The sequence below is a fragment of the Paracoccus aminovorans genome (genome assembly GCF_001546115.1).
GTDB lineage: Bacteria > Pseudomonadota > Alphaproteobacteria > Rhodobacterales > Rhodobacteraceae > Paracoccus > Paracoccus aminovorans_B.
Genome location: NZ_KQ955210.1, coordinates 70775 through 95669, shown reverse-complemented (window position 1 = coordinate 95669; position 24895 = coordinate 70775). Strand labels below are relative to the sequence as shown.

25 protein-coding genes are annotated in these 24895 nt (G+C 67.4%); 16 read left to right on the top strand and 9 right to left on the bottom strand.

Going from position 1 to position 24895, the window contains the following annotated elements; genetic code table 11:
* Positions 1-41: 41 nt before the first annotated feature.
* Positions 42-1121 (top strand): cytochrome-c peroxidase, encoded by a 1080-nt coding sequence (locus ASV56_RS18250; RefSeq protein WP_062563439.1) that lies wholly within the window; start codon positions 42-44, stop codon positions 1119-1121.
* A gap of 73 nt (positions 1122-1194) precedes the next feature.
* Here ASV56_RS18250 and ASV56_RS18245 read toward each other — a convergent pair whose 3' ends face one another.
* Positions 1195-1776, bottom strand: coding sequence for a YceI family protein (locus tag ASV56_RS18245; RefSeq protein ID WP_062563438.1), 582 nt, complete (start codon positions 1774-1776; stop codon positions 1195-1197).
* A 277-nt stretch (positions 1777-2053) separates the two neighbouring features.
* On the opposite strand from ASV56_RS18245, the gene rpsF reads away from it, so the two are divergent.
* From rpsF to ASV56_RS18225, 4 genes are all read left to right on the top strand, one after another.
* The gene (gene rpsF, locus ASV56_RS18240) at positions 2054-2497 is read left to right on the top strand and encodes a 30S ribosomal protein S6 (RefSeq protein WP_062563437.1); all 444 of its coding nucleotides are present in this window, start codon (positions 2054-2056) and stop codon (positions 2495-2497) included.
* A 17-nt stretch (positions 2498-2514) separates the two neighbouring features.
* The gene (rpsR, locus tag ASV56_RS18235) at positions 2515-2742 is read left to right on the top strand and encodes a 30S ribosomal protein S18 (RefSeq protein WP_011747229.1); all 228 of its coding nucleotides are present in this window, start codon (positions 2515-2517) and stop codon (positions 2740-2742) included.
* 12 nt (positions 2743-2754) lie between these two features.
* Complete coding sequence (gene rplI / locus ASV56_RS18230) at positions 2755-3339, top strand: 50S ribosomal protein L9 (protein WP_062563436.1); 585 nt, start codon at positions 2755-2757, stop codon at positions 3337-3339.
* 150 nt (positions 3340-3489) lie between these two features.
* Complete coding sequence (locus ASV56_RS18225) at positions 3490-4308, top strand: hypothetical protein (RefSeq protein WP_062563435.1); 819 nt, start codon at positions 3490-3492, stop codon at positions 4306-4308.
* Positions 4309-4422: 114 nt separating this feature from the next.
* On the opposite strand, the gene tig is transcribed toward ASV56_RS18225, so the two are convergent.
* Positions 4423-5757 (bottom strand): trigger factor, encoded by a 1335-nt coding sequence (tig, locus tag ASV56_RS18220; protein WP_062563434.1) that lies wholly within the window; start codon positions 5755-5757, stop codon positions 4423-4425.
* A 1086-nt stretch (positions 5758-6843) separates the two neighbouring features.
* Entirely contained in the window at positions 6844-8169 is a 1326-nt protein-coding gene (gene gltX / locus ASV56_RS18215; protein ID WP_062563433.1) for a glutamate--tRNA ligase, read from the bottom strand.
* Positions 8170-8246: 77 nt separating this feature from the next.
* On the opposite strand from gltX, the gene ASV56_RS18210 reads away from it, so the two are divergent.
* From ASV56_RS18210 to ASV56_RS18200, 3 genes are read left to right on the top strand one after another with little or no spacing between them, the layout of a single operon-like run.
* Entirely contained in the window at positions 8247-8654 is a 408-nt protein-coding gene (locus tag ASV56_RS18210; protein WP_062563432.1) for a metallopeptidase family protein, read from the top strand.
* Positions 8654-9613 carry a 1-phosphofructokinase family hexose kinase gene (locus tag ASV56_RS18205; RefSeq protein WP_062563773.1) on the top strand — a complete coding sequence of 320 codons (960 nt, stop codon included), beginning with the start codon at positions 8654-8656 and terminating at the stop codon, positions 9611-9613. The genes ASV56_RS18210 and ASV56_RS18205 overlap by 1 nt, the downstream gene beginning before the upstream one ends.
* A gap of 2 nt (positions 9614-9615) precedes the next feature.
* On the top strand, positions 9616-10602 hold the full coding sequence (locus ASV56_RS18200) for a glycosyltransferase (protein WP_062563431.1): 987 nt from the start codon (positions 9616-9618) through the stop codon (positions 10600-10602).
* A gap of 168 nt (positions 10603-10770) precedes the next feature.
* Here ASV56_RS18200 and rfbA read toward each other — a convergent pair whose 3' ends face one another.
* From rfbA to rfbC, 4 genes are read right to left on the bottom strand one after another with little or no spacing between them, the layout of a single operon-like run.
* Positions 10771-11667: a glucose-1-phosphate thymidylyltransferase RfbA gene (gene rfbA, locus ASV56_RS18195; protein ID WP_062563430.1), complete on the bottom strand. Its 897-nt coding sequence runs from the start codon at positions 11665-11667 to the stop codon at positions 10771-10773.
* Complete coding sequence (gene rfbD / locus ASV56_RS18190) at positions 11664-12512, bottom strand: dTDP-4-dehydrorhamnose reductase (protein WP_062563429.1); 849 nt, start codon at positions 12510-12512, stop codon at positions 11664-11666. The genes rfbA and rfbD overlap by 4 nt, the downstream gene beginning before the upstream one ends.
* On the bottom strand, positions 12512-13549 hold the full coding sequence (rfbB, locus tag ASV56_RS18185) for a dTDP-glucose 4,6-dehydratase (RefSeq protein WP_062563428.1): 1038 nt from the start codon (positions 13547-13549) through the stop codon (positions 12512-12514). Before rfbB ends, rfbD begins: the two co-directional genes overlap by 1 nt.
* A complete protein-coding gene (gene rfbC, locus ASV56_RS18180) occupies positions 13546-14127 on the bottom strand; it encodes a dTDP-4-dehydrorhamnose 3,5-epimerase (protein WP_062563427.1) in 582 nt (193 codons plus the stop codon). Before rfbC ends, rfbB begins: the two co-directional genes overlap by 4 nt.
* Positions 14128-14379: 252 nt before the next feature.
* Between rfbC and ASV56_RS24840 the strand changes: the two genes are divergently transcribed.
* Positions 14380-17475: a calcium-binding protein gene (locus ASV56_RS24840; RefSeq protein WP_301336103.1), complete on the top strand. Its 3096-nt coding sequence runs from the start codon at positions 14380-14382 to the stop codon at positions 17473-17475.
* Here ASV56_RS24840 and ASV56_RS18170 read toward each other — a convergent pair.
* Positions 17472-18290 carry an ABC transporter permease gene (locus ASV56_RS18170; protein WP_437435927.1) on the bottom strand — a complete coding sequence of 273 codons (819 nt, stop codon included), beginning with the start codon at positions 18288-18290 and terminating at the stop codon, positions 17472-17474. The genes ASV56_RS24840 and ASV56_RS18170 overlap by 4 nt on opposite strands.
* A gap of 81 nt (positions 18291-18371) precedes the next feature.
* Here ASV56_RS18170 and ASV56_RS18165 point away from each other — a divergent pair, with 81 nt between their 5' ends.
* Together ASV56_RS18165 and ASV56_RS18160 are read left to right on the top strand one after the other, a co-directional pair.
* On the top strand, positions 18372-19820 hold the full coding sequence (locus ASV56_RS18165; RefSeq protein WP_062563425.1) for a KpsE/RkpR family capsule polysaccharide export protein: 1449 nt from the start codon (positions 18372-18374) through the stop codon (positions 19818-19820).
* A 3-nt stretch (positions 19821-19823) separates the two neighbouring features.
* Positions 19824-20501, top strand: coding sequence for an ABC transporter ATP-binding protein (locus ASV56_RS18160; RefSeq protein WP_062563424.1), 678 nt, complete (start codon positions 19824-19826; stop codon positions 20499-20501).
* Here ASV56_RS18160 and ASV56_RS18155 read toward each other — a convergent pair.
* On the bottom strand, positions 20498-21874 hold the full coding sequence (locus tag ASV56_RS18155) for a phosphohexomutase domain-containing protein (RefSeq protein ID WP_062563423.1): 1377 nt from the start codon (positions 21872-21874) through the stop codon (positions 20498-20500). The genes ASV56_RS18160 and ASV56_RS18155 overlap by 4 nt on opposite strands.
* A 152-nt stretch (positions 21875-22026) precedes the next feature.
* On the opposite strand from ASV56_RS18155, the gene ASV56_RS18150 reads away from it, so the two are divergent.
* The 5 genes from ASV56_RS18150 to ASV56_RS23760 all read left to right on the top strand — a co-directional run bounded on the left by ASV56_RS18150 (position 22027) and on the right by ASV56_RS23760 (position 24877).
* A complete protein-coding gene (locus ASV56_RS18150; RefSeq protein ID WP_062563422.1) occupies positions 22027-22431 on the top strand; it encodes a ketosteroid isomerase-related protein in 405 nt (134 codons plus the stop codon).
* Positions 22428-23009 (top strand): GNAT family N-acetyltransferase, encoded by a 582-nt coding sequence (locus ASV56_RS18145; protein ID WP_062563421.1) that lies wholly within the window; start codon positions 22428-22430, stop codon positions 23007-23009. The genes ASV56_RS18150 and ASV56_RS18145 overlap by 4 nt, the downstream gene beginning before the upstream one ends.
* Positions 23010-23017: 8 nt before the next feature.
* Positions 23018-23881: a carbon-nitrogen hydrolase family protein gene (locus tag ASV56_RS18140; RefSeq protein WP_062563771.1), complete on the top strand. Its 864-nt coding sequence runs from the start codon at positions 23018-23020 to the stop codon at positions 23879-23881.
* A complete protein-coding gene (locus tag ASV56_RS23765; protein WP_156429241.1) occupies positions 23878-24297 on the top strand; it encodes a hypothetical protein in 420 nt (139 codons plus the stop codon). Before ASV56_RS18140 ends, ASV56_RS23765 begins: the two co-directional genes overlap by 4 nt.
* An 85-nt stretch (positions 24298-24382) precedes the next feature.
* Positions 24383-24877, top strand: a complete 495-nt coding sequence (locus tag ASV56_RS23760; protein ID WP_156429240.1) for a hypothetical protein — start codon at positions 24383-24385, stop codon at positions 24875-24877.
* The last annotated feature ends 18 nt before the right edge of the window (positions 24878-24895 follow it).

The following is a 24895-nucleotide window of genomic DNA, read 5'->3' as shown; positions in this document are numbered from 1 at the left end:
GATCATCATGCTGCGCGCGACGACCACAGAAGGAGACAAAGGTGAAACTCGTTCCCCTGCTGACAGCAACGGCGCTGACCCTGGCGGCCCTGCCCGCCCTGGCCCAGACCGCAGCCATCGACAGCGGCGCCCTGCGCGAGGAAGCGAAGGGCGTGTTCGAGGCGATCCCCGCCGAGCTGACCGCGATCAAGCAGACCGAGGACGCCCCCGAGGGCATCCCGCTGACCACGGAAAAGATCGAGCTTGGCAAGACCCTGTTCTTTGACCCGCGCATGTCGCGCTCGGGGCTGATCTCGTGCCAGACCTGCCACAACGTCGGCCTGGGCGGCGTGGACGGGCTGCCGACCTCGGTCGGGCATGGCTGGCAGAAGGGGCCGCGGAACGCGCCCACCATGCTGAACGCCATCTTCAACGCCGCGCAGTTCTGGGACGGCCGCGCGCCCGACCTGGCCGAGCAGGCCAAGGGTCCGGTGCAGGCCAGCGTCGAGATGAGCAATACCCCTGACGAGGTGGTGCGCACGCTGAACTCGATGCCCGCCTATGTCGAGGCGTTCCGCGCCGCCTTCCCCGATGAGCGCGAGCCGGTCAGCTTCGACAATTTCGCCGCCGCCATCGAGCAGTTCGAGGCGACGCTGATCACCCCGGACAGCGCCTTCGACCGCTTCCTGAACGGCGACGATTCGGCCATGACCGAGCAGGAGAAACGCGGGCTGCAGGCCTTCATGGATACCGGCTGCACCGCCTGCCACTATGGCCGCAACATCGGCGGACAGGATTATTATCCGTTCGGCCTGGTCGCCAAGCCGGGGGCCGAGGTGCTGCCGGTGGGCGATACCGGCCGGTTCGAGGTGACGAAGACGGTCAATGACGAATATGTCTTCCGCGCCGCACCGCTGCGCAATGTCGCGCTGACCGCGCCCTATTTCCATTCGGGCGTGGTCTGGGACCTGAAGGAGGCGGTGCAGATCATGTCCTCGTCGCAGCTGGGCACGGAACTCGCGCCCGAACAGGTGGACGACATCGTGGCCTTCCTGCATGCGGTCACCGGCAAGCAGCCGCAGATCGCCCATCCGGTGCTGCCGGTGCGCACCGACACGACGCCGCTGCCGGCGCCGATGTAGGGCGCGCCGCGCAGCGCGAAACGGAAAAGGGGCCCATGCGGGCCCCTTTTCGCTGTTTCGGAACGGATCGGCCTTACTCGGCCTTGACCGCCTCGACGGTGATGTTGATCTCGACCTCGTCCTCGACGGCCGGGGCGAACTGGCCCAGGTTGAACTCGCTGCGCTTGATCTCGGTCTCGGCGTCGAAACCGGCGGATTCCTTGCCGCTCATCGGATGGGCGCCGAGCTTGTTCAGGTCCACGTCCAGCACGATCTGCTTGGTCACGCCGTTCAGGGTGAAGTCGCCGGTGACCTTGGCTTCCTTGTCGCCGTCCGGCTCGACCTTGGTCGACTTGAAGGTCGCGACCGCGCCGCTCTTGTCGGTGTTGAGGAAGTCCTTGCCGAAGATATGCTCGTCCAGTTCCGGCGCGATCATGTGCAGGCCCGACAGCGGGATGGTCGCCTCGACGCTGGAATTGGCCGGGTTCTCGGCATCGAGCACCAGCTTGCCGGTCAGGCCGTTGACGATGCCGGTGCTGTTGGAAAAGCCTAGGTGGCTGTATTCGAAGACCACCTGGCTGTGCGCGGGGTCAAAGTCGTATTGCACCGGCGCGGCCATCGCGGCGCCCGCGCTGAACAGGGCCAGGGCGGCGGCAGGGACGAAAACGGATTTCATAGGTCAAGCTCCGACTGAATTGCTCATGAATGGTTCCCACAGGGAAGGCGCCAATGACAACAAAGGTTTCCTTGCATTTGCCTGACAATTTCGTGTTGGCCCGCACCGGGGAAACAGTATCGCCGCAGCGGCGACGATCGCCTTTCGTCTTGCATCCGCCGCCCGCGCCTGTATAAGGCCGCATCCTTCCGCAGACACGAAACCGGCGCAGCCTCTCGTGACGGGGCGCGGAATGGGTTGTCCCGTCGTTGAAATGCGCCCTGAAAAAGGAACAGACATGCCGCTTTACGAGCATGTGCTGATCGCCCGCCAGGACCTGTCGAACACGCAGGCCGAAGGGCTGATCGAACATTTTTCGACCGTGCTGGCCGACAACGGCGGCAAGGTGGTCGAGAACGAATACTGGGGCGTGCGCACCCTGGCCTACAAGATCAACAAGAACCGCAAGGGCCATTACGCCTTCCTGCGTTCGGACGCGCCCTCGGCCGCCGTGCAGGAGATGGAGCGTCTGGCCCGCCTGCATGACGACGTCATGCGCGTGCTGACCGTCCGCGTGGACGAGCACAAGGAAGGCCCCTCGATCCAGATGCAGAAGCGCGACGAGCGCGAGCGCGGGGATCGTGGCGACCGCGGGGACCGTGGCGAGCGCCGCGACCGCGACGGCGACCGTGGTGATCGCGGCGAGCGCCGCGAGCGTCGCGACCGCGACGACCGGAACTGAGGGAAAGGACGCATATCATGGCCAACAAACCCTTCTTCCGCCGCCGGAAAGTCTGCCCCTTCTCGGGCGACAACGCCCCCGCCATCGACTACAAGGACACCCGCCTGCTGCAGCGCTACATCAGCGAACGCGGCAAGATCGTGCCCTCGCGCATCACCGCCGTCTCGGCCAAGAAGCAGCGCGAACTCGCGCGCGCCATCAAGCGCGCCCGCTTCCTCGCCCTGCTTCCCTATGCCGTGAAGTAAGGAGAGACGAACATGCAAGTCATCCTGCTGGAACGTGTGGCCAAGCTGGGCCAGATGGGCGAAGTCGTGAAGGTCAAAGAGGGCTTCGCGCGCAACTACCTGCTGCCGCAGGGCAAGGCGCTGCGGGCCTCGGAAGCCAATATCGCGGCCTTCGAAGAGCGCAAGGCCGAACTGGCCGTCCGCAACGACGAAACCCGCGCCGAGGCGCAGAAGCTGGCCGAGAAACTCGACGGCCAGAGCTTCGTCATCATCCGCTCGGCTTCGGACGCCGGCGCGCTCTACGGCTCGGTTACCCCGCGTGACGCCGCCGATGCCGCCAATGCCGAAGGCTTCGCGGTCGAGCGCCGTCAGGTCGTCCTGACCGCCCCGATCAAGGAGCTGGGCCTGCACGAGGTCCGCGTGCACCTGCACCCGGAAGTCGACGTGACCATCAAGCTGAACGTCGCCCGTTCGGCCGAGGAAGCCGAGCTGCAAGCCACCGGCAAGTCGATCCAGGAACTGGCCGCGGAAGCCGATGCCGCCGCCGATTTCGAGATCGCCGAACTCTTCGACGAGATCGGCTCGGCCGGCCGCGACGAGGACGATGCCGCGAACTGATCGCCGGTCATCGCCGAAAGACAGGAAACGCGCCGCAACCCGGCGCGTTTTTTCATGGCCGTTCCGCACGCGCCGCGCGCAGGCCGGGACGGAACATTCGCCGGGCTGGCGGGTTTGATCCGCAAAGCGCCACCCGCGAAAGGATTCCCGATGCATCACGAGCCCGACTCCCCCCGCCCGATCCGCCGGACCGAGGCCGATGCGCCCACCGACACCCGCTTCGGGCCGCGCCCGGTGCCGCCGGGACACCGCGGCCCGCATGACGCACCCGAATCGCGCCGCATCCCGCCGCATGGTCGGGTCTCGCCCGACGGCAGCCGGCCCTGGCCGCAACCCTCGCGCAGCGCCAGATGGCTGGTCTGGGGCGGCACGGCGCTGACCGCCGCCGCCCTGACCGCCGGCACGGTGATCGCCGCGCGCCAGGTCATGCACGCCCTCTCGGACCCCAGGCCGCACCGCGATTTGCCGCCCATGGCGCCGCGCATGGCCGCGATGCCGGATGCCGAGCGCGAGGCGTTGCGCCGCCGCGCCGAGAGCCGCGAACGCGCCGAGGATGCCCGCGCCGAACAGCTGCGCGCCGCGGCGGCCCAGGCCCGCCCGCGCCCGCGCAAACCCGCCCCGCGCGTCGGGCTGATGCAGGAGATCGAGGCCAACACCGCCAGCCTGACCAAGGGCGTGGACAATGTCATGCAGGCGCTGACCGCCGGCATGACCGGCTTTCGCACCGTGGCCGCCCAGGCCAGCGACATCATGCGCGAATTCGGCGACGCCGCCGCGCTGGTGCAGGACATCCTGGGCCGCAGCCGCCCCGCCGGGTCCGACCGGCCGCGCCGCGATCCGCCGCGCCCCGACGACCGCCACGGCGTTCATATGCCCGACCTGCGCGACGACCCGCTGACCCACGATCCGCTGGACGGCCCCGACGCCGACACGCCGCAGGACCATGACCCGCGCATGCACCGGCTCTAGGCGCCTTCACTGTTTTCCAAATACTCCGGCGACCGCGCCGCCACCCCGAAGGCGCGAGAAAAGCAAAAGGCCGCCCCGAGAGGCGGCCTTTCCCATGCGGGCATCGGCTGAGGATCAGACCTGATCCAGCGCCTCGATGGCCTTTTCCAGCTCTTCCTTGCTGACGTCCTTGTCCGAGACCTTGGCGCCCTCGACGATATGGTCGATGACCTTGTCCTCGAAGATCGGCGCGCGCAGCTGCTGCTGGGCCTGCGGGTTCTGCTGGATGAACTCGAAGAAGGCGCGCTCCTGCCCCGGATATTGCCGGGCCTGGCGCAGCACCGCCTGGGTCATCTCCTGGTCCGAGACGGTGATCTCGGCCTTCTGGCCGATCTCGGCCAGCAAAAGGCCCAGACGCACACGGCGCTCGGCCAGCGCCTTGTGCTCGTCCGTCGGCTCGATCTCGCCATGGTTGTGGCCGTGATCGTCCGGATGCTCCTCGTGATAGAGTTGATGCGCGATCTGATGCGCCTCGGCCTCGACCAGCGATTCGGGCAGGTCGAACTTGACCAGCGCGTCCAGCTTGTCCAGCAGCGCCCGCTTCAGCACCTGGCGCGAGGCGCCCTTGTATTCGGCCTCCAGCCGCTCGCGGATCTGGGCCTTCAGCGCGTCGAGGCTCTCGGCGCCGAATTTCTTCGCCAACTCGTCGTCCAGCTCGGCGGCTTTCGGCGCCTTGACGGCCTTCACCGTGGTTTCGAAGACCGCGTCCTTGCCGGCCAGGTTCGGGGCGCCGTATTCCTCGGGGAACTTGACCTCGACCTTGACCTCGTCACCGGCCTTGGCGCCGACCAGCTGCTCTTCGAAGCCGGGGATGAAGCTGCCCGAGCCCAGAACCAGCGGGTAATCCTCGGCCGCGCCGCCCTCGAAGGCCTCGCCGTCGACCATGCCCTTGAAGTCGATCACGACCTGGTCGCCGTCCTTGGCCTTGGTGCCCTTCTTGCGGTCCTCGAAGGACTGGGCGTTCTTGGCCAGGTTCTCCAGCGCCTCGTTCACCTGCTCGTCGCTGGCGGACACCACCAGGCGCTCCAGCTCGATGCCGGACAGGTCGGCTTCCGGGATCGCCGGCAGGGCCTCGTAGGCCACCGTCACGACCACGTCGTCGCCTTCCTTCCAGGTCTCGCCGCCCACCATCTCGATCTTGGGCTGCACGGCCGGGCGGTCGCCGGATTTTTCCAGATGCGTGCGCAGGGCGCCATCGATGGCCTCCTGCATGGCGTCGCCCATGATGCGCTGGCCGAACTGCTTCTTCAGCATCGCCATCGGCACCTTGCCCTTGCGGAAGCCCTTCATCTCGACTTCGGGCTGGGCCTCTTTCAGCTTCGCGTCCACCTGCGCCGCCAGATCGGCCGCCGGCAGGGTGAACTCATAGCCGCGCTTCAGCCCTTCGTTCTGGGTTTCCTTGACCTGCATTTGTCTTCCTTCATCCAACCATGCCGCGGGAGGAGGCCCCGCCCCCGGGACGGCAGCAAAGCCTGCGCCCGCGCCCCCGCCTGTTTCAGCGCGCTAGCTAGGGGATTTCGCCGTCCATAGCAAGGAGGAAGGCAGAATCGGCGCCCCGTCGCCATGCCGCGCCGCCACGAAAAAGCGCGCCGCGACGCGGCAAGATTCGGGTTCCGGTAGCGCAGGCACGGCCGTCGCCGTTGCCGGCCAGGCGGCTGTCGTCCAGCTCACCGTCCAGGACATGCCCCCATGTCGCGCGAGATACCGGTGTGCTGGGCCCAAGGCGCCGCAATCGCCGATGTCTACCGAAGCGCTGAGCACAGTTCGGCATTGCCTCGCGATATTCGAGTGCGGCACAGAAGTCGGTCCAGTCGATACCGGCCGGGGGGCATAACCATCGGCCGGTCCGGCCGTGCCATCAGCGCGGCTAGATCGCGACACTCAACGCATGGCTTCGTGTTGAACCAGACCTGCCGGGTAGGTGCGGCCGCCTGCTTCTTGGACAGCGTGACGCTCGGACGCCGATCAGTTCGGCAAGTTCCTGCATGACAAGACCTTGAACTCGCTAAAATTGCTCATATCCCGCGTGATCGCGGCGGCCGGCGCGTGTGACGCTGATCCGCCCCGGCGTCCACTGCAAGGCCGCCATGCGCCCCATACAACTGAACTAACTTATGGACAGGTTCACATTCCACTCGAGGCAGAGCATACAGGCGTTACTCTGTAAGTGGTTGTTTGTTTACCAGAGTTGAATGGTTCCGTGTTACCTGTGCTCCGCATGATCGGATGGATGCCGCAAGTCATCCATCCGATTGTCCAGTTGGAGGGGCCACCATGCTGCGTCCCAGTTCTTGCCCGCAAACCGGACCTTGCCTAGCCTCGGCGCAACCCGTCGCAGATCTCCTTCTGGATGAAATGCGCAAATCCCCGCATCTTTGAGCGTGTGATGTAAGGTCGGCATGCGTCACCAGTCAGACGCTAGGATTTCGCCGTAAAGCCCGAAGCGAAAAGGCCGCCCCGACGGGACGACCTGTTCGCCGTGGCGGTAAACCGGGTTCAGCCGCGTGCCCGCACCACCTGCAGAAGCGGCATCACATCCGACATGTCCGGGCCATGCGCCTGGCCGGTCAGCGCCTTCCTCAGCGGCATGAACAGGCCCTTGCCCTTGCGCCCGGTGGCCTCTTTCACGGCCGCGGTGAATTCGCCCCAGCTCGCGTCGGTATAGGGCGGCGGCGGCAGCAGCGTCATGGCCTGGGCGATGAAATCGGCGTCCTCCGCGTCGATCTGCGGCTCGGCACCCTTCGAGAAGATCTCCCACCAGCCGGCCAGATCGTCCAGCCTGGTGATGTTCTGCGAGGCGACGCGCCAGAACCGCTCGGCCAGCTCGGCCGGCACGCCCAGCGCGGCGATGCGGTCCTTGACCTCGGAGAACGGCCGCGCCTGGTTCGCCTCGCGCGTCAGCGGCCACAGATCCTCGGCGTCAAACTTGGTGGGCGAGGCGCCGAACTGCGACAGCTCGAAGCCGGCAGCCAGCTCATCCAGCGACATCTTCAGCTCGACCGGCTGCGAGGAGCCCAGCCGCGCCATCAGCGACAACAGCGCCTCGGGCGCCACCCCCGACTCGCGCAGGTCCTTGATCGCCAGCACGCCCAGGCGCTTGGACAGTTCCTCGCCCTGCGCGCCGGTCAGCAGGCTGTGATGGGCAAAGGCCGGCGGCGTGGCCCCTAGCGCGCGGATGATCTGGATCTGCGTCGCGGTATTCGTCACATGGTCGGCGCCGCGCACGATATGGGTCACGCCCATGTCGGCGTCATCGACCGAACTGGCAAAGGTATAAAGCACCTGCCCGTCGGCGCGGATCAGCACCGGGTCCGAAACCGAGGCCGCGTCGATGGAAATATCGCCCAGGATGCCGTCCGGCCACTCGATCCGCTCCTGGTCCAGCAGGAAGCGCCAATAGCCGTCGCGGCCCTCGGCCCGCAGCCGGTCCTTGTCGGCGTCCGAAAGGTTCAGCCCGGCGCGGTCATAGACCGGCGGCTTGCCCATGTTCAGCTGCTTCTTGCGTTTCAGGTCCAGCTCGGTCGGAGTCTCGAACACCTCATAGAGCCGACCCTCGCCGCGCAGCCCCTCGGCCGCCTCGGCATAGCGGTCAAGCCGGTCCGACTGCCGCTCGATCCGGTCCCAGGTCAGGCCCAGCCATTCCAGGTCGCGCTGGATGCCGTCGGCATATTCCTGCTTGCTGCGCTCGCGGTCGGTATCGTCCAGCCGCAGGATGAAGGTGCCGCCCGCCTTGCGTGCGATCAGATAGTTCATCAGCGCCGTGCGCAGGTTGCCGACATGGATGTGGCCGGTGGGCGAAGGGGCGAAACGGGTGGTGGTCATGGGAGGTCTCCTGTCGGCTTCGCTCTTTCACAAACGGCGGTTTTTGTCCATATCAGGGCCAAAGACGAGGTTAGCCAATGCTTGACTGGAAGAACGCCGAGGCCCCCGACGCGGGCGCGATCGAGGAACTGGCGCGCGAGGCCATCGCCGCCCTGCCCCCGGAATTCGCCGGCCCTGCGCGCGCGGTGGTGCTGCGGGTCGAGGAATTCGCCGGCGAGGAATTCCTGGACGAGTTGCAGATCGACGACCCGCTGGAGCTGACCGGGCTTTACGACGGCGTGCCGATGACCGAGAAATCCGCCAGCGAGCCGCAGCATTTCCCCGACACCGTCTGGCTGTTCCGCCGCGCCATCCTGGACGAATGGGCCAGCCGCGGCGACGTGACCCTGGGCCAGCTGGTCGCCCATGTCGTGGTCCACGAATTCGCCCATCACTTCGGCTGGTCCGACGACGACATCGCCGCCATCGACCGCTGGTGGGAATGATGCACCAGGCGCCGATCCTGACCATCACCCTGAACCCGGCGCTGGACCTGACCACCTCGGCCCCGCGCGTGGTGCCGGACGGCAAGCTGCGCTGCACCGCGCCGCGCTTCGATCCGGGCGGCGGCGGCATTAACGTCAGCCGGGCGATCCGCGCCATGGGCGGCGAGAGCACGGCGCTGGTGGCGCTTGGCGGCGCGACCGGCGAGCGGCTGGCGGCGCTGCTGGCCGAGGCGGGCGTGCCCCTGGTGACGCTGCCCGCCCCGGGCGAGACCCGGCAGTCGGTGACCGTGGACGACCAGGCCCTGGGCCAGCAATACCGCTTTGTCATGCCCGGGCCGGAATGGTCGAGCGCGAACGTCGAGGCTGCCTTGCAGGCCGCCGTCGCGGCCGCTGCCCCCGATGCGCTGGTGGTGCTCTCGGGCTCGAACCCTCCGGGGGTGCCGGCGGGCTTTGCCGCGCAACTGGCCGAGCGGCTGCAGGGTTCGGGCGCACGGCTGGTGGTCGATACCTCGGGCGAGGCGCTGGCCATGGCCGCCGCCGTGGTCGACCGCCGGGTCGAGATCCTGCGCATGGACGATGCCGAGGCCGAGGGGCTGGCCGGCCATGCCCTGCCCTATCGCCTGGACACGGCGCGCTTCGCGGCCGGGCTGGTCGCCTCGGGCGCGGCGCATGCGGTGATCGTGGCGCGCGGCCGCGACGGCAATATCATCGCCACGCGCGACGGCCTCTGGCATGCCGAGGCGGCGCGCGTGCCCATCGTCAGCAAGGTCGGCGCCGGCGACAGCTTCCTCGCCGGCTTCGTGCTGGGCTATGCCCGGGGCTGGCCGGTGCCCGACGCCCTGGGGCTGGCCGCCGCCGCCGCATCCGCGACCGTGCAGACTCCCGCCAGCGAACTTTGCCGGGGCGAGGATGTCGAGCGGCTGTTCGCGGCCCGCGTCGTGACCGAGATGCGGCTGTAACCTTGCACCCCACCGATCCCCCTGCCCCGGTGGTCACGGCCGTCGTCGTCACCTTCAACCGCCGGGCGGCGCTGCAGAAGACGCTGGCGCGGCTTCTGGCCGAGCCGCTGGACCATGTGCTGGTGATCGAGAACGGCTCGACCGACGGCACCCGCGCGTGGCTGGCGACGCTGGACGAGCCGCGGCTGGCGGTGATCGAGATGGATCGCAACGGCGGCGGCGCCCTGGGGTTCGAGACCGGCATGCGCGAGGCGCAGGCACGCTTCGATCCCGACTGGCTGGTGCTGATGGACGACGACGCCCGCCCGCAGCCCGGCGCCCTCGCGGCCTTCCGCGCGGGGCTCGCCAGCGGGCGCTGGCCTGGGGCCCAGGCGCTGGCGGCGGCGGTGCGTTTCCCGGATGGCGGCATCTGCGAGATGAACCGGCCCTGGGTCAATCCCTTTGCCAGCCTGCCGGTGTTGCTGCGCGTGCTGGCCGGCGGCGGCCGCGCCGCCTTTCACATTCCCGACAGCGCCTATGCGCCCGGCACCGACCGGGTGCTGGACGGCACCTCCTTCGTCGGCTTCTTCATCTCGCGCGCGGGCGTGGCGCGGGCCGGCTATCCCGACGGTCGGCTGTTCATCTATGGCGACGACGTGCTTTATACGCTGGGCCTGACCCAGGCCGGGGGACGGCTGCTCTTCGCCCCCGACCTGACCTTCGAGCATGAATGCGCCACCCAGATCGCCGGCGCCATCCCGCGACCGTTCTGGAAGATCTATTACAACACCCGCAACCGCTGGCTGATCTATCGCCGTGCCGCCGGGCCGGTGCTGTTCCCGCTGCTGATGGCCCTGATGCTGCCGAAATGGCTCGCGACCGGCGGCTCGCTGCCCGAGGCCGAAAGGCAGGTCTGCCGCAAGCTGATCCGCCTGGCGATTCGCGACGCCTGGCGCGGCGATTTCAGCCGCAGCCATGCCGAGGTCACGCGGATCGCCGAAGGCGGCTGAGCCCCGCGCCGATTGCCCGGTCGGCATTTGGGTATTTCGGGAGCAAAGAAGAATGGCATTCCCGCGCTGCTTCCCCATATTCTTTCTTGTGAAAATATCCTCGGGGGTCGCCGGACGGTGCGCCACCGGTCCGAGGACCGGCCGGCGACGGGCAGACGGCCCCCGGCGTTATTCGGACTCGCCCAGCACCCGCAGCAGATATTTGCCATAGGCGTTCTTCGAGAACAGCTTCGCCCGCGCGCGCAGGTCGTCGGCGGTGATCCAGCCGGCCTCGAAGGCGATCTCCTCGGGGCAGCCGGTCTGCAGGCCCTGGCGCTGCTCCAGCGTGCGCACGAAATTGCCGGCGTCGAGCAGGCTGGCGTGGGTGCCGGTGTCGAGCCAGGCAAAGCCGCGGCCCATGCGCTCGACCGTCAGGCTGCCCTCGTGCAGGTAGGTTTCCAGAAGCGTGGTGATCTCGAGCTCGCCCCGGGCCGAGGGCTTGACCGCGCGCGCGCGCGCCGGCGCGGTGCCGTCGAGGAAATAAAGCCCGGTGACGGCGTAATCGGACGGCGGCACTTCAGGCTTTTCGATGATGGCGCTGGCCTTGCCGTCGGGATCGAAAGCGACGACGCCATAGCGTTCGGGGTCGGCGACGCGATAGCCGAAGACGGTGCCGCCGCTCTGGCGGTTGTCGGCGGCGGCCAGCAGCACCGGCAGGCCGTGGCCGAAGAAGATGTTGTCGCCCAGCACCATGGCCGAAGGGCTGCCGGCCAGGAAATCCTCGGCCAGCAGATAGGCCTGCGCCAGCCCGTCGGGCGAGGGCTGCACCAGGTATTCGAAGCGCAAGCCCCATTGGCTGCCGTCGCCCAGCAGGCGCTGGAACTGGAGCTGGTCCTCGGGCGTGGTGATGATGGCGATCTCGCGGATGCCGGCCAGCATCAGCACGGTGATCGGATAGAACACCATCGGCTTGTCATAGATCGGCAGCAGCTGCTTCGAGACGCCCATGGTGATCGGATAGAGGCGGGTGCCCGAGCCCCCGGCCAGGATGATGCCCTTGCGCGCGGGCGGAACGGTCTGGGTCATGCGGTCAGCTCCTGCAATATCTTGGCGAGCCCGGCCTGCCAGTCAGGGCGACTGATGCCGAAGTCCCGCAGAATGGCGGCGCAATCCAGGCGGGAATTCGCCGGACGTCGCGCCGGTGTCGGATAGTCCGAGGTCGGAATGTCGATGATGCGGCAGCCAAGCCCGGCGCCGGCCATGATGGCGCGGGCGAAATCGGCCCAGGTCGTGTCGGGGCTGCCGGCGAAATGGTAGAGGCCGCCCTGCGCCGGGTCGGCGCGCATCGCCGCCAGCATGGTCAGGCAGGCGCGGGCGATAGCCTCGGCCGGGGTCGGGCCACCGTGCTGGTCGGCGACGACGCGCAACTCGTCGCGCTCGCGCCCCAGCCGCAGCATGGTCTTGACGAAATTCGCGCCATGGGCGGAAAAGACCCAGGAGGTGCGCAGCACCGCCCATTGCCCGCCGGCGCTCGCGATGCCGCGCTCTCCGGCCAGTTTCGAGGCGCCATAGACGCCCAGCGGGCCGGTCGGATCGGTCTCGACCCATGGGTGCGCGCCCGAGCCGTCGAAGACATAATCGGTCGAGATGCTGAGGAAGGGCAGGCCCAGATCGGCGCAGGTCCGGGCCATGGCGGCGGGCGCCTCGGCATTGATGCGATGCGCGAGCTCGGGTTCGGATTCCGCGCGGTCGACGGCGGTATGGGCGGCGGCGTTCAGCACCGCCGCGCAGCCCGAGGCCCGGATCGCGGCCGCGCAGGCCTCGGGGTCGGAGAGATCGGCCTGGGCGCGGGTCAGGAACCGCGCCTGCGGCGCCAGCCGCGCCAGTTCCTGCGCGACCTGGCCGCTTTGGCCAAAGACCAGCAGGTCCATCACGCCGCGCCGAGCCTTTGGCCGACGCCCTGCCGGGTCAGCAGCGGGCGCCACCAGTCCTCGTTCGCCAGATACCATTCGACGGTGCGCGCGAGCCCCTCCGCGACCGTGACCGAGGGGCGCCAGCCCAGTTCGGTGCGGATCCGGGTCGGGTCGATGGCATAGCGCCGGTCGTGGCCGGGCCGGTCGGTGACGAAGCTGATCAGCCGCTCATGCGGCGCGGCATCCGGCCGCAGCCGGTCCATCTCGGCGCAGATCGTGCGCACCAAGTCGATGTTCCTGGCCTCGTTCTCGCCCCCGATATTGTAGCTTTCCCCGAGCGCGCCCTTTTCGAGGACCAAGAGCAGGGCGTCGGCGTGATCCTCGACATAGAGCCAGTCGCGGACATTGCCGCCGTCGCCATAGACCGGGATCGGCTTGCCGTGCAGCGCGTTCAGGATCACCACCGGCACCAGCTTCTCGGGAAAGTGGAACGGCCCGTAATTGTTGGAACAATTGGTCAGCACCACCGGCAGGCCATAGGTCTCGTGCCAGGCCCGGACCAGGTGGTCCGAGGCGGCTTTCGAGGCCGAATAGGGGCTGCGCGGATCGTAGGGCGTGTCCTCGGTGAACTGGCCGGTCTCGCCAAGGCTGCCGAAGACCTCGTCGGTCGAGATATGGTGGAAGCGGAAGCCCTCGGGCCGGCCTTGCCCCACCCAATAGGCGCGCGCGGCCTCCAGCAGGTTGTAGGTGCCGGTGACATTGGTCTCGATGAAGGCGCCCGGCCCGTCGATCGAGCGGTCGACGTGGCTTTCTGCGGCCAGGTGCATGATGGCGTCGGGCTTGTGCGCGGCCAGCACCCGGTCCAGCGCCGCGCGGTCGCGGATGTCGACCTGTTCGAAGGCGTAATGCGGGTCGTCCGCGACCGAGGCGACGTTTTCCAGGTTGGCGGCATAGGTCAGCGCGTCCAGGTTCACCACCGCATGCCCGCGCGCGATGGCCAGCCGCACCACGGCCGAACCGATGAACCCCGCCCCGCCGGTAACCAGAATCTTCATAGTCTCGCCTCGTAATCAAAGGGGCCCGCATAGGTGAAGGGGCTGTCGAAATCGCGCAATGCCGGGGCCTCGGCGTCCTTGCCGGACAGGATCGGACGACCGGTCAGGCCCCAGTCGATGCCGATTGTGTCCCAGGCGACCGCCCCGTCGCAATCCGGCGCGTAATGATCGCTACATTTGTAGATGATTTCCGTGTCCGGTTCGCGCGTGACGAAGCCGTGCAGAAAGCCCGGCGGGATCCACAGCTGCAAGCCGTTCTGGAACGACAGCTCGTATCCGGTCCAGCGGCCATAGGTCGGGCTGCCCTTGCGGATGTCGACGGCGACGTCGAACAGCCGGCCGCGCCCGCAGCGCACCAGCTTGCCTTGGGCATGCGGCGGCGCCTGGAAGTGCATGCCGCGCAGCGTGCCGCAAGCCGATGATAACGAATGGTTATCCTGGACGAACTCGGGCAGGTCCAGCCCGGCCTCGTGCAGCGTCCGCCGATTCCAGCTTTCCGAGAAAAACCCCCGTTCATCGCCGAAACGCCGGGGAGCAAGGACCAGGACGCCCGGAAGCGAGGTCTTTTCGATCTGCATCTGTCTCTACCAGATAAGTTCTGCGCGGAAGACCGCGCAGAGAAACCCGAGACGGCCCCCAAGGCGCCGCGCCGCGCCAACCTAGTCCTGCGGATGTTAAAATGCACGGGGAATAATGCGTGACTTGAAGGCGCGAATTATCGCCTTGTTAGGCAACCGGGAGCTGTCCCGCACCACCGCCACCTGCCACAAGCGAAACCCGCTATGCGCTATCGACTGATCGCCACCTATACGGGTGCTGATGCACCATTCGTGAGCAATATCACGGATTTGCGGACCCATTCCGGGCCCGAGGGCCATGCGCTCTACAGCGTCACCCATATGGGCGGCGGCATCGCGGCCTATCGCATCACCTCGGCCGAGCAGCCGATCCAGGTCATGGGCAGCCAGGCCTATCCGGCGGCCGCGGGCTATGCCGGCAACCCGGCGGCGGCCATCCTGCAACTTGGGGGTGATTCCGTGCTGTTCGGCACCGGCTTGCGCAATGGCACCGGCCCGGCGATCCGGCTGGGCAACCAGGGCGATTTCCTGGAAAGCGCCGCCGCGCCGGGCGGCAACCCGTTGCCGCAGGACATGATCCGGCTCGGTCAGTTCAGCACGCCCCTGGGCAATTTCCTCTACAGCGCCCGCGACGGCCAGACCGCCTTCGACATCTGGCGCGTGGCCGACAACGGCGGCATCAGCCATGTCACCCGCGCGCAGCTGCCGCTCGGCGCCGGCGTGCAGGGGACCGAGATCGACGCCATGCATGTCGCCACCCTGGGCGACCGCAGCTTCATCCTGGCCGCCTCGGGCATGGGCAATTACGTCTCGGTGCAGATGGTCCATGCCGACGGCAGCCTGGGCAGCGCGCAGATGCTGTGGTCGTGGAACGGTCTGGGCATGGACCAGCCCAGCCACCTGGGCACAGTGACGGTCGGCGGCGTGACCTATGCCGCCATCGCCGCCTCGCAAAGTTCGTCGCTGACCATGATGCGGCTGACCTATGACGGCCAGCTTCTGCCGGTCGACCATATCGTCGACGAGCGCACGACCCGCTTTTCCGGCGCCACGGCGATGGAGACGCTGAACATGGACGGCCGCGCCTTCATCTTCGTCGGCGGCGGCGACGACGGCATCAGCGTCTTCACCGTGCTGCCCGACGGCAAGCTCCTGCATATCGCGACGCTGGCCGACACAGACGACCGGGCGCTGGCCGATGTCTCGGCGATCTCGGCGATGGAGATCGATGGCAAGATCGCAGTCTTCGTCTCGTCCCGGACCGAGCGCGGCATCAGCCAGTTCGTCTTCGAGCCGGGCGAGATCGGCCTGACCCGCGTGGTCGGCGCCGGCGTGCAGGGCGGCACCGAGGGCAGCGACCTGATGCAGGCCAGCGCCGGCACGACCGATCTGCGGGGCGGCGCCGGCGACGACATCCTGATGTCGGGCAGCGCGCCCATCAGCATGACCGGCGGCGACGGCGCCGACATCTTCGCGGTGACCGAGGTCAACGGCCGCATCACCGTCACCGACTTCGAACTGGGCGTGGACCGGCTGGACCTGTCGGCGCTTGGCATGATCCGCAGCACCGACCAGCTGGTGTTTCGCCCGCAAGCCTTTGGCATCAAGATCTTCTATGGAAACTCGGTCATTTTCGTCATGACAAAAGACAACACCACGCTGCAAGCCGGCGCCTTCGACAATTCCCTGTTCCCGGTGACGCATTACGCCGCGCCCAACATGCGCACCGTCGTGCATGGCACGACCGGGAACGACTCGCTCAATGCCTCGCGCAACGGGTCCAAGATTCTGGGCTATGCCGGAAACGACCTGATCCTGGGCGGGCTTGGCAACGATGAGTTGAACGGGGGCCTCGGCAACGACACGCTTCGGGGCGGCGACGGGAACGACACGCTCTTCGGCATGGATGGCAACGACCAGGTCTATGGCGGCAACGGAAACGACCGGGTCTACGGCTGGAAGGGCAATGATACGCTTTACGGCGGGGCCGGAGACGACACGCTCGGCGGGGACGCTGGCAATGACGTCCTGTTCGGCGATGCCGGCAACGACCGGTTGGTGGACCTGGGCGGCAACAACACCCTGTGGGGCGGCGTCGGCAACGACTATCTGCAGATCGGCAATGCCGCCGGCAGGCTGAACGGTGACGACGGCAACGACACCCTGATCTCGGGAGCCGGCAACGACTATCTCTTCGGCGGCATCGGTAACGACAGCATGATGGCCGGGGCAGGCATGGACACGCTTATCGGTGGCATGGGCAATGATTACATGGCCGGCGGGGCGGACAATGACAGTCTGGATGCCGGCCGGGGCAACGACACGCTCTTCGGAGGGCTGGGCCACGACATCCTGCGGGGACGCGAAGACAATGACGTGGTCTACGGCGGCGAAGGCCACGACACGATCTGGGGCGATTCCGGCAATGACGCGCTTTATGGCGACGGCGGGCATGACGCCATCTATGGCGGCATTGGCAACGATTCCCTGTTCGGCGGCGACGGCAACGATACGCTGATGGGCCAGGACGGCAGCGACTCGCTGGCGGGCGGGCTGGGAAGTGACACGCTTTATGGCGGCAATGGCACCGACACGCTGATGGGCGGCGAGGGCCACGACCTGCTGGACGGTGGCGCCGATAATGACGTGCTTTACGGCGGCAATGGCCATGACCTGCTGCTGGGCGGAGACGGTGACGACACGCTTTACGGCGAGGGCGGCAACAACACGCTTCGCGGCGGAGCGGGCAACGATCTGCTCTGGGGGCAGGCCAGCTCCGACTACCTGTCGGGCGACGACGGCAACGACACGCTCTATGGCTTTCGCGGCGCCGACACGCTGTTTGGCGGCCTGGGCGACGACCTGCTGAACGGCGGCGAGGGCGATGATGAGGCCGGCGGCGGCGAAGGCAACGACACGCTGCTGGGCGAGACCGGCAACGACATCCTGCGCGGCGAGGGCGGCAGCGATTCGCTGCTCGGTGGCGCCGGGCACGACCTGCTGGACGGCGGCGATGGCGACGACCGGCTGGAAGGCGGCGCCGGCTATGACACCCTGACCGGCGGCGCGGGGGCCGATGTCTTCGTCTTCACCAGCGCCGAGAACTTCGGCAGCGGCAGCGACACCATCACCGATTTCCAGACCGGGCTGGACCGGATCGATCTGTCCGGGCTGAACCTGACCTTCATCGGCAGCGAGGCCTTCTCGGGCGCGGGCCAGGTCAGGACCGACCTGTCGCAGCCCGGCGCGACCCGACTGCTGGTCGACCTCGACGGCGACGGTGCCGCCGATCTGACAGTCGATCTGGGCACCCTGTCCAGCCTCGGCGCCTCGGACCTGCTGCTCTAGCGTTCCAGCAGGTCGCGGTGCCGGCGCTCGAGCAGCATCAGCCCCAGCAGCAGCAGCGTGACCGAGATGCCGATGACATATTCCGGATTGATGTAGCTGCCCTGATAGGTCGGATAGATCCCCTGCCGCATCAGCCCGACGCAATGGATCAGCGGATTGTACCACAGCAGGTTCTGCGCCTGGGGCGGCATCAGGTCGAAGGTGAAGAAGATGCCCGACATCAGGAACAAGGGCCGGGTCAGGATCTGCCAGATCCGCTCCCAGATCGGGAAGGCGGTCATCAGATAGCAGTTCAGCGTGCCGACCCCGACCGCCAGCAGCGTGACCAGCAGAAGCGATTCCAGCACCGGCGCCAGGTTCACCACCACCGGCAACTGAAAGATGACATAGATGCCGACGAAGACGATGGCGATCACCACGGTATGGGTCAGCGCGTTCAGCAGCACCCGCGCGATCATCGCATCGATGAAGGTCACGCTGGGATAGGCCAGGAAGGGGCGCGAGAAGCGGATCGAGCTTGCGACCTTGTTGGTGATGTCGTTGAACATCGCGAAGGGCAGGAAGCCCGTGGCATAGAACAGCGGAAAGTTGGTGCCCAGGCCCGGCCGGTTCAGCGCCAGGCTGAAGATCAGCGACAAGAGCGCCACGCCCAGCACCGGCTCGAGCACCGCCCAGACATAGCCGCCGGCGGATTTGCCATAGGTCGTCGCCATCTCGCGCAGCATCAGCGCCACGATGATGCGCATCATGCGAAAGCGCGGCCCGTTCCGGGACGGGCGCTGCGGCGGTCGAATCTCGCGGGTGATGTCGGACATGTGAACGCAAAAGCTGGTCTTGACGAGCCGCAATATGTAACAACTGCGCCGAAAAGGTAAACCAGCGAAAGCGCAACTGCGGTGAGCACCCCTTCGAACCCGGCCAGCGGCCCCTCCGGCGCCCCGGCCCAGCCAGCGGCGGACCAGCACGCGCCTGCGCGGCCCGCAGCCAATCCCGCCGCGTCAGCGCAGGCCAACCGGCCGTTCCAGGGCCAGGGCGCGCCCGCCCAGCCGCAAGCGCAGCCGCAGCCGGTGCCGGCCCGGCCGCAGGGCAATGCCCAGGCGCCGGCGGTGCGCCCGCAGCAGCAGGCCAAGCCGATCCCGGTGAAGCCCATGGGCCAACCCGTGCCCCGCCCGGCGCAGGGCCAGCCTCCGGCCCGGCCGGCGATCCCGGTCCGCCCCGCGGTCGGCATGGCCCAGCCGAAGCGCCGGCACTGGCTGATGCTTGCCTCGTTCCTGGCGCTGGTGGTGCTGCCGACCCTGCTCTGGGCCTGGTATCTCTGGGCCCGGGCCAGCGACCAATATGTCTCGTCCGTGGGCTTTTCGGTGCGCAAGGAGCAGATGACGCCGTCGATCGACCTTCTGGGCGGGCTGACCTCGTTCACCGGCGGCAGCGGCAGCGCCTCGGATACCGACATCCTGTACGAATACATCCGCAGCCAGGACATGGTCGAGCAGATCGACGCCCAGCTGGACCTGCGCGCGCGCTTCTCGCGCGACTGGCCGCATGATTTCGTCTTCGCCTTCAACCCCGATGGCCATGTCGAGGAACTGACCGAATACTGGCAGCGCCAGGTCAAGGTGCTCTATGACAGCTCGACCTCGCTCATCACGCTGAACGTCAGCGCCTTCAGCGCCGAGGACGCCCAGGCCATTGCCGCGGCGGTGTTCAAGCAGAGCTCGGACAAGATCAACCAGCTTTCCGCCGTCGCCCAGCAGGATGCGACGCGGCTGGCCAAGGCGGAACTGGACAAGACGCGCGATGAGCTGACCACCACCCGCCAGGCCATGACCGCGTTCCGCATGAAGTCGCAGATCGTCGATCCCCAGGCCGATCTCGCCGGGCAGATGGGCGTGCTGAGCGGGCTGCAGGGCCAGCTGGCCGAGGCGCTGGTCGCCCATGACATGCTGCTGGAGAACGCCCAGCCGACCGACCACCGCGTCACCCAGTCGCAGCAAAAGATCGACGCGCTGCGCCGGCTGATCGACCAGGAACGCGGCAAGTTCGGCGCCGAGGGCCAGGGCCCGGCCGGCGAAAGCTATGCCCAGCTGATGGCCGAATACGAAAAGCTGGCCGTGGACCGCGAATTCGCCGAGGGCGCCTATCGCACCGCCCGCATCGCCTATGAGACGGCGATGGCCGAGGCGCAGCGCCAGTCGCGCTACCTCGCCGCCCATATCGAGCCCAAGATCCCGCAAAGCTCGACCGAGCCGCAGCGGCTGTGGCTGCTGTTCATGGTCGCCGGCATGCTGCTGGCCGCCTGGTCGGTCCTGGTCCTGATCTATTACAGCATCCGCGACCGCGCCTGAGCCATGATCCGGCTGGAGAACCTGACCAAGGCCTATCGTCTGAAGGGGCGCCGGACCGTGGTGGCCGACAATATCAGCGCGGTCTTTCCGACCGGCGCCTCGGTGGGGCTGCTGGGCCGCAACGGCGCCGGCAAGTCGACGCTGCTGCGCATGATCGCGGGCACCGTCTCGCCGACCTCGGGGCGGGTGCTGTCGGACGGCACGATCTCCTGGCCGGTCGGCTTCATGGGCAGCTTTCACGGCGAACTCAGCGGGGCGCAGAACGTGCGCTTCGTCGCCCGCATCTATGGCGTGGACAGCGACGAGCTGGTCGATTACGTCGCGGATTTCGCCGAGCTGGGCCAGCATTATCACCAACCCTTCGCCAGCTATTCCTCGGGGATGCGGTCGCGGCTGGCGATGGGCACCAGCATGGGCATCCATTTCGACACCTATCTGGTCGATGAGGTGACCAGCGTCGGCGACGCCGATTTCCGGGTGAAGTCGCAACGGGTGTTCAACGACCGCATGGCCAATTCCGGCGCTATCGTGGTCAGCCATTCCATGCCGATGATCCGCAATATGTGCACCATGGGTGCCGTGCTGGAGCGCGGCACGCTGGAGGTCTACGAGGATCTCGAGGAGGCCATCGCCCGGCACGAGGCGATCCTGCGCGTGCCGCCGGCGGTGGCGGGGGACTAGCCCGCCAGCAGCGCCTCGATCTCGGCCCGTTTCGCGGCGACCAGGCCCGCGTCGCCGCGCGATTCGACGTTCAGCCGCACCACCGGCTCGGTGTTCGAGCTGCGCAGGTTGAAGCGCCAGTCGGCGAATTCCAGGCTGACCCCGTCGGTGTCGTCGCGCTGCAGCGCCATTGGCGCGAAATGCCCGACGACGCGGGCGATGGCCGCAGCGGGATCGGCCAGGCGGAAATTGATCTCGCCCGAGGAGGGAAAGGCCCGCATCCGCTCGGCCAGCAGCGCGCCCAGGCTGGTGCCCTTGCGGCTGACCAGCTCGACCACCAGCAGCCAGGGGATCATGCCGCTGTCGGCAAAGTGGAAATCGCGGAAATAGTGATGCGCCGACATCTCGCCGCCATAGATCGCGCCCGACGCGCGCATGGCGCGCTTGACGAAGGCATGGCCGGTGCGGGCCTGCACCGCCTGCCCGCCCGCCCCCGCGATCATGTCGCGGCTGTTCAGCACCACGCGCGGATCGTGCACGATCTTCTCGCCCGGGTGCTTTTCCAGGAAGGCGGTGGCCAGCAAGCCGACGATATATTCGCCGGGGATGAAATTCCCCTTTTCGTCGAAGAAGAAGCAGCGGTCGAAATCGCCGTCCCAGGCCACGCCCAGGTCGGCGCCATGTTCGCGCACCGCATCCGCCGTCATCGGCTGGTTTTCCGGCAGCAGCGGGTTCGGGATGCCGTTCGGGAAGCTCGGATCGGCATCGTGGTTGACGCGGATGAAGCGCAACGGCGCGCCGCGCCGCGCCAATTCCGCCGCGACGGCATCGAAGGTCGGCCCGGCCGTGCCATTGCCGGCGTTGACCAGAACGGTCAGCGGCTTCAGCGCGGCAATATCGACGAAATCGGCCATGGCGCGGGCATAGCTGTCGCGCGCCTCGGCGAAATCGCGGGTCACGCCCGGCGCGGCGGGTTTGGTGAAATCGCCCGATTGCGCCAGCGCGGCGATGGCGGCGAAATCGCCCTCGGGGTCCAGCGGCGCGGCGCCGCGCCCGACCAGTTTCATGCCGTTATAGTCGATGGGGTTGTGCGAGGCCGTCACCTCGATCCCGCCATCGGCGCCGAAATGCGCGGTGGCGAAATACATTTCCTCGGTGCCGGCCAGGCCCAGGTCGCGCACATTCGCGCCGCCCTCGTTCAGCCCGCGGATCAGCGCGGCGGCGAGTTCCGGCGAGGTCTCGCGCGTGTCGCGGCCGACGATCACCTCGCGCGCGCCCAGGACCTGCGCGAAGGCGCGGCCGATGCGCCAGGCCACGTCGGCGTCAAGCTCGGTCCCCAGCCGGCCGCGCACGTCATAGGCCTTGAAACAGTCGATCCGTCGCGCCTCAGCCATCTGCCATCCCCTTTTGCCGCCCCTTGGCTACACCAGCCGCCCGGAGATGGGAATAATGCGTCAGCATCGCAGAAGGGTTAACGCCTCCGCCAAAGGGTGGAGGTGACGTGCGGCGGCGCCCGCGCTAGACCGGGTGAAACAAGGAGATTGTCATGGATACCAAGGCCCTGATCGCCGCCTATTACGACGCCTTCAACGCCGGCCGCACCGATGAGATGCTGGCCTATCTGCATGACGAGGTCGAGCATCACGTGAACGAGGGCGGCATCCGTCGCGGCAAGGCGGCTTTCGCCGCGTTCAACGCCCACATGACCCGCAGCTACCAGGAGCGGCTGACCGACATCGTGATCTTTGCCAACGAGGCCGGCGACCGCGCGGCGGCGGAATTCGTGGTGAACGGCACCTATCTGGCGACCGACGAGGGCCTGCCCGAGGCGAAGGGCCAGACCTATGTCCTGTCCGCCGGCACCTTCTTCACCATCAAGGACGACAAGATCGCCCGCGTGACGACCTATTACAACCTGGCCGACTGGACCCGGCAGGTGGTCGGGGAATGATCGAGACGCGCAGCCTGACCGGGGATGCCGTGGCCGAGGTGCTGGACGACCTGGCGCGGCTGCGCATCGCCGTGTTCCGCGACTGGCCCTATCTCTACGACGGCGACCTGGCTTACGAGCGCGACTACCTGCGCGCCTATCAGTCGCCCGGCGCCGTGGTGGTCGCGGCCTATGACGGCACGCGCATGATCGGCGCCGCGACCGGGGCGCCGATGGAGGATCACGCCGGCGATTTCGCCGCCGCCTTCGCCGCGCGCCCCGAGCCGCTGGAGCAGATCTTCTATTGCGCGGAATCGGTGCTTCTGCCCGAATATCGCGGCCATGGGCTAGGCCACGCCTTCTTCGACGGGCGCGAGGCGCAGGCCCGCGCGCTGGGGCGTCGCTACAGCGCCTTTTGCCGCGTGGTCCGGCCCGAGGACCATCCGCTGCATCCGCAGGACTATCGCCCGCTGGACGGCTTCTGGCGCAAGCGCGGTTACGCGCCGCTGCCGGGCGTGGTGGCCGAATTCGAGTGGAAGGACATCGGCGAGGCCGCGCCGACCCGCAAGCCCCTGCAATTCTGGATGAAGACGCTGTGACCCGGACCATCCGCATCGCCGCCGCAGCCTATCCCTTCGACTGGCTGGCGGACTTCGACGCCTATCGCGCCAAGATCTCGGCCTGGGTGGCCGAAGCGGGTGATTGCGACCTGCTGGTCTTTCCCGAATATGGCGCCATGGAGCTGGCCTCGCTGGGCGGCCGCGCGGTGGCGGGCGACCTCGAGGCCTCGCTCCATGAGGTCGCCCGCCACGAGGCGGCGCGCGACGCGCTGCATGCGGAACTGGCGGCGCGGCACGGGCTGCATATCCTGGCCGCCTCGGGCCCCCGTTTCGAGGGGCCGCGCCCGGTCAACCGCGCCGTGCTGTTTGGCCCCACCGGCCGCCTCGGCCACCAGGACAAGCAGGTGATGACCCGGTTCGAGCGCGAGGACTGGGATGTGACCGACGCCTCGGGCCTGCGGGTCTTTGACACGGCGGTGGGTCGGCTGGGCGTGCTGATCTGCTATGACAGCGAATTCCCGCTGCTGGGGCGGGCGCTGGCCGAGGCCGGGGTCGAGGTGATCCTGGTGCCCTCCTGCACCGACACGGTGGCGGGCTACAACCGCGTCCGCATCGGCGCCATGGCGCGGGCGCTGGAGAGCCAATGCGTGGTGGTGCAGGCGCCGACGGTGGGCTGCGTGGACTGGTCCCCCGCCATCGACGAGAACCGCGGCGCGGCGACGATCTATGCTCCGCCGGACGGGCTGTGGCCGGAAAGCGGCGTGGTGGCCGAGGGGACGATGGACGCGCCGGGCTGGGTCAAGGCCGAGGTGGATCTGGACCTGGTGGCGGGAAGCCGGCGGAACGGGCGGGTGCTGCCCTTTGCGCATTGGGGAGAGACGGTGGGGGTTCGGGTGACGGGCGCGCCGTGACCTTGGAAGAGATCGGGCATTTGCGCGAGATCGCCGAGCAATATGCTTATGCTGATGGCGCACAAGGTTCGTTTCGCAGACTGTCGGGCCAAATTTCCGACGCGGCTCGAGAAAATGGAGCCGGAGAGCTTTACGTGCCTTTCAATAATACCTATCAATTCGGCGACGTTGCCTTTTCGTATGGCAGGGGAACGGTCTCAGGCTCCTTCCTGGGAACGGTCGAATATCACGACGATATGCTGCGGATCACTGGTGAAAGCAACTTTGAGTTCACCGACGAATTTGCCGATCCTCTGGATATGAATTTCGAGCCCGGTGGCATACCCTATCACATCAGCGGAACATGGCGCGCAAGCTTTTCGGCAGAGGTGCTAAGAGACCGCAGAAATAGCATTTACTTTGATCGAAGGAAATGATGGAGATGCTGCGCACGTTTGCCCATCATCTGCTTCTGCTGCCGGTCTTTCTTTTCCTGCTCTGGGCGGCGGTCGCGGGGGTGCAATGGGTCAGGCATGCACCCAAAAGCGTCACCCTACCAAATGGCATGATGCTCAAGCTGCAATATTATTTCCCCCGCGCTCCGGTCGCGCTTTTGCCACGGATGGCAGAACGATCCTTGCCCGCAGGCTTGAATTCCTTTGCTTCAACGATCGCTATGTCAGGATCACGTCCTACAAATTCGGTGATTCCGGCATTTACGACGCCCAGACCGACGCCAAGGTCCGGGAAGAGCAGTATGACACTGTTGCGCGTGAGCTACGCTCAGGGAGGGGAGGATGCAACGGCTATTACACTGGCCTGCTCGGAGCTGTTTTTCTGCTCGATGGCCAAAAATTCCCGTTCCTGCCGCCCTGCGAATGGCGCAACCTGAACAACCCGGCGCTGAAAAACCGCGCCTGGTTCGATCGTCCCTGCGATGACCGGTCGGGGCGGGAGGAGATGCGCGCTCCGACCGTCGCGGGCGATACCGCCGTCCAGTCCGACCTCGGGCCATAGACCGCGTCCGCCGCGAAG

Excerpts from the sequence above, each read along its gene's own strand:
- ASV56_RS18210 (WP_062563432.1), top strand. The coding sequence starts at position 8,247 with ATGCTTGACTGGAAGAACGCCGAGGCCCCCGACGCGGGCGCGATCGAG.
- ASV56_RS18160 (WP_062563424.1), top strand. The coding sequence starts at position 19,824 with ATGATCCGGCTGGAGAACCTGACCAAGGCCTATCGTCTGAAGGGGCGC.
- rfbD (WP_062563429.1), bottom strand. The coding sequence starts at position 12,512 with ATGGACCTGCTGGTCTTTGGCCAAAGCGGCCAGGTCGCGCAGGAACTG.
- ASV56_RS23760 (WP_156429240.1), top strand. The coding sequence starts at position 24,383 with ATGGGTCAGGCATGCACCCAAAAGCGTCACCCTACCAAATGGCATGAT.
- ASV56_RS18225 (WP_062563435.1), top strand. The coding sequence starts at position 3,490 with ATGCATCACGAGCCCGACTCCCCCCGCCCGATCCGCCGGACCGAGGCC.
- rfbA (WP_062563430.1), bottom strand. The coding sequence starts at position 11,667 with ATGACCCAGACCGTTCCGCCCGCGCGCAAGGGCATCATCCTGGCCGGG.
- ASV56_RS18205 (WP_062563773.1), top strand. The coding sequence starts at position 8,654 with ATGCACCAGGCGCCGATCCTGACCATCACCCTGAACCCGGCGCTGGAC.
- rfbC (WP_062563427.1), bottom strand. The coding sequence starts at position 14,127 with ATGCAGATCGAAAAGACCTCGCTTCCGGGCGTCCTGGTCCTTGCTCCC.
- ASV56_RS18245 (WP_062563438.1), bottom strand. The coding sequence starts at position 1,776 with ATGAAATCCGTTTTCGTCCCTGCCGCCGCCCTGGCCCTGTTCAGCGCG.
- ASV56_RS18150 (WP_062563422.1), top strand. The coding sequence starts at position 22,027 with ATGGATACCAAGGCCCTGATCGCCGCCTATTACGACGCCTTCAACGCC.
- ASV56_RS18145 (WP_062563421.1), top strand. The coding sequence starts at position 22,428 with ATGATCGAGACGCGCAGCCTGACCGGGGATGCCGTGGCCGAGGTGCTG.
- rpsR (WP_011747229.1), top strand. The coding sequence starts at position 2,515 with ATGGCCAACAAACCCTTCTTCCGCCGCCGGAAAGTCTGCCCCTTCTCG.
- rfbB (WP_062563428.1), bottom strand. The coding sequence starts at position 13,549 with ATGAAGATTCTGGTTACCGGCGGGGCGGGGTTCATCGGTTCGGCCGTG.
- rplI (WP_062563436.1), top strand. The coding sequence starts at position 2,755 with ATGCAAGTCATCCTGCTGGAACGTGTGGCCAAGCTGGGCCAGATGGGC.
- gltX (WP_062563433.1), bottom strand. The coding sequence starts at position 8,169 with ATGACCACCACCCGTTTCGCCCCTTCGCCCACCGGCCACATCCATGTC.
- rpsF (WP_062563437.1), top strand. The coding sequence starts at position 2,054 with ATGCCGCTTTACGAGCATGTGCTGATCGCCCGCCAGGACCTGTCGAAC.
- ASV56_RS18155 (WP_062563423.1), bottom strand. The coding sequence starts at position 21,874 with ATGGCTGAGGCGCGACGGATCGACTGTTTCAAGGCCTATGACGTGCGC.
- ASV56_RS18170 (WP_437435927.1), bottom strand. The coding sequence starts at position 18,290 with ATGTCCGACATCACCCGCGAGATTCGACCGCCGCAGCGCCCGTCCCGG.
- tig (WP_062563434.1), bottom strand. The coding sequence starts at position 5,757 with ATGCAGGTCAAGGAAACCCAGAACGAAGGGCTGAAGCGCGGCTATGAG.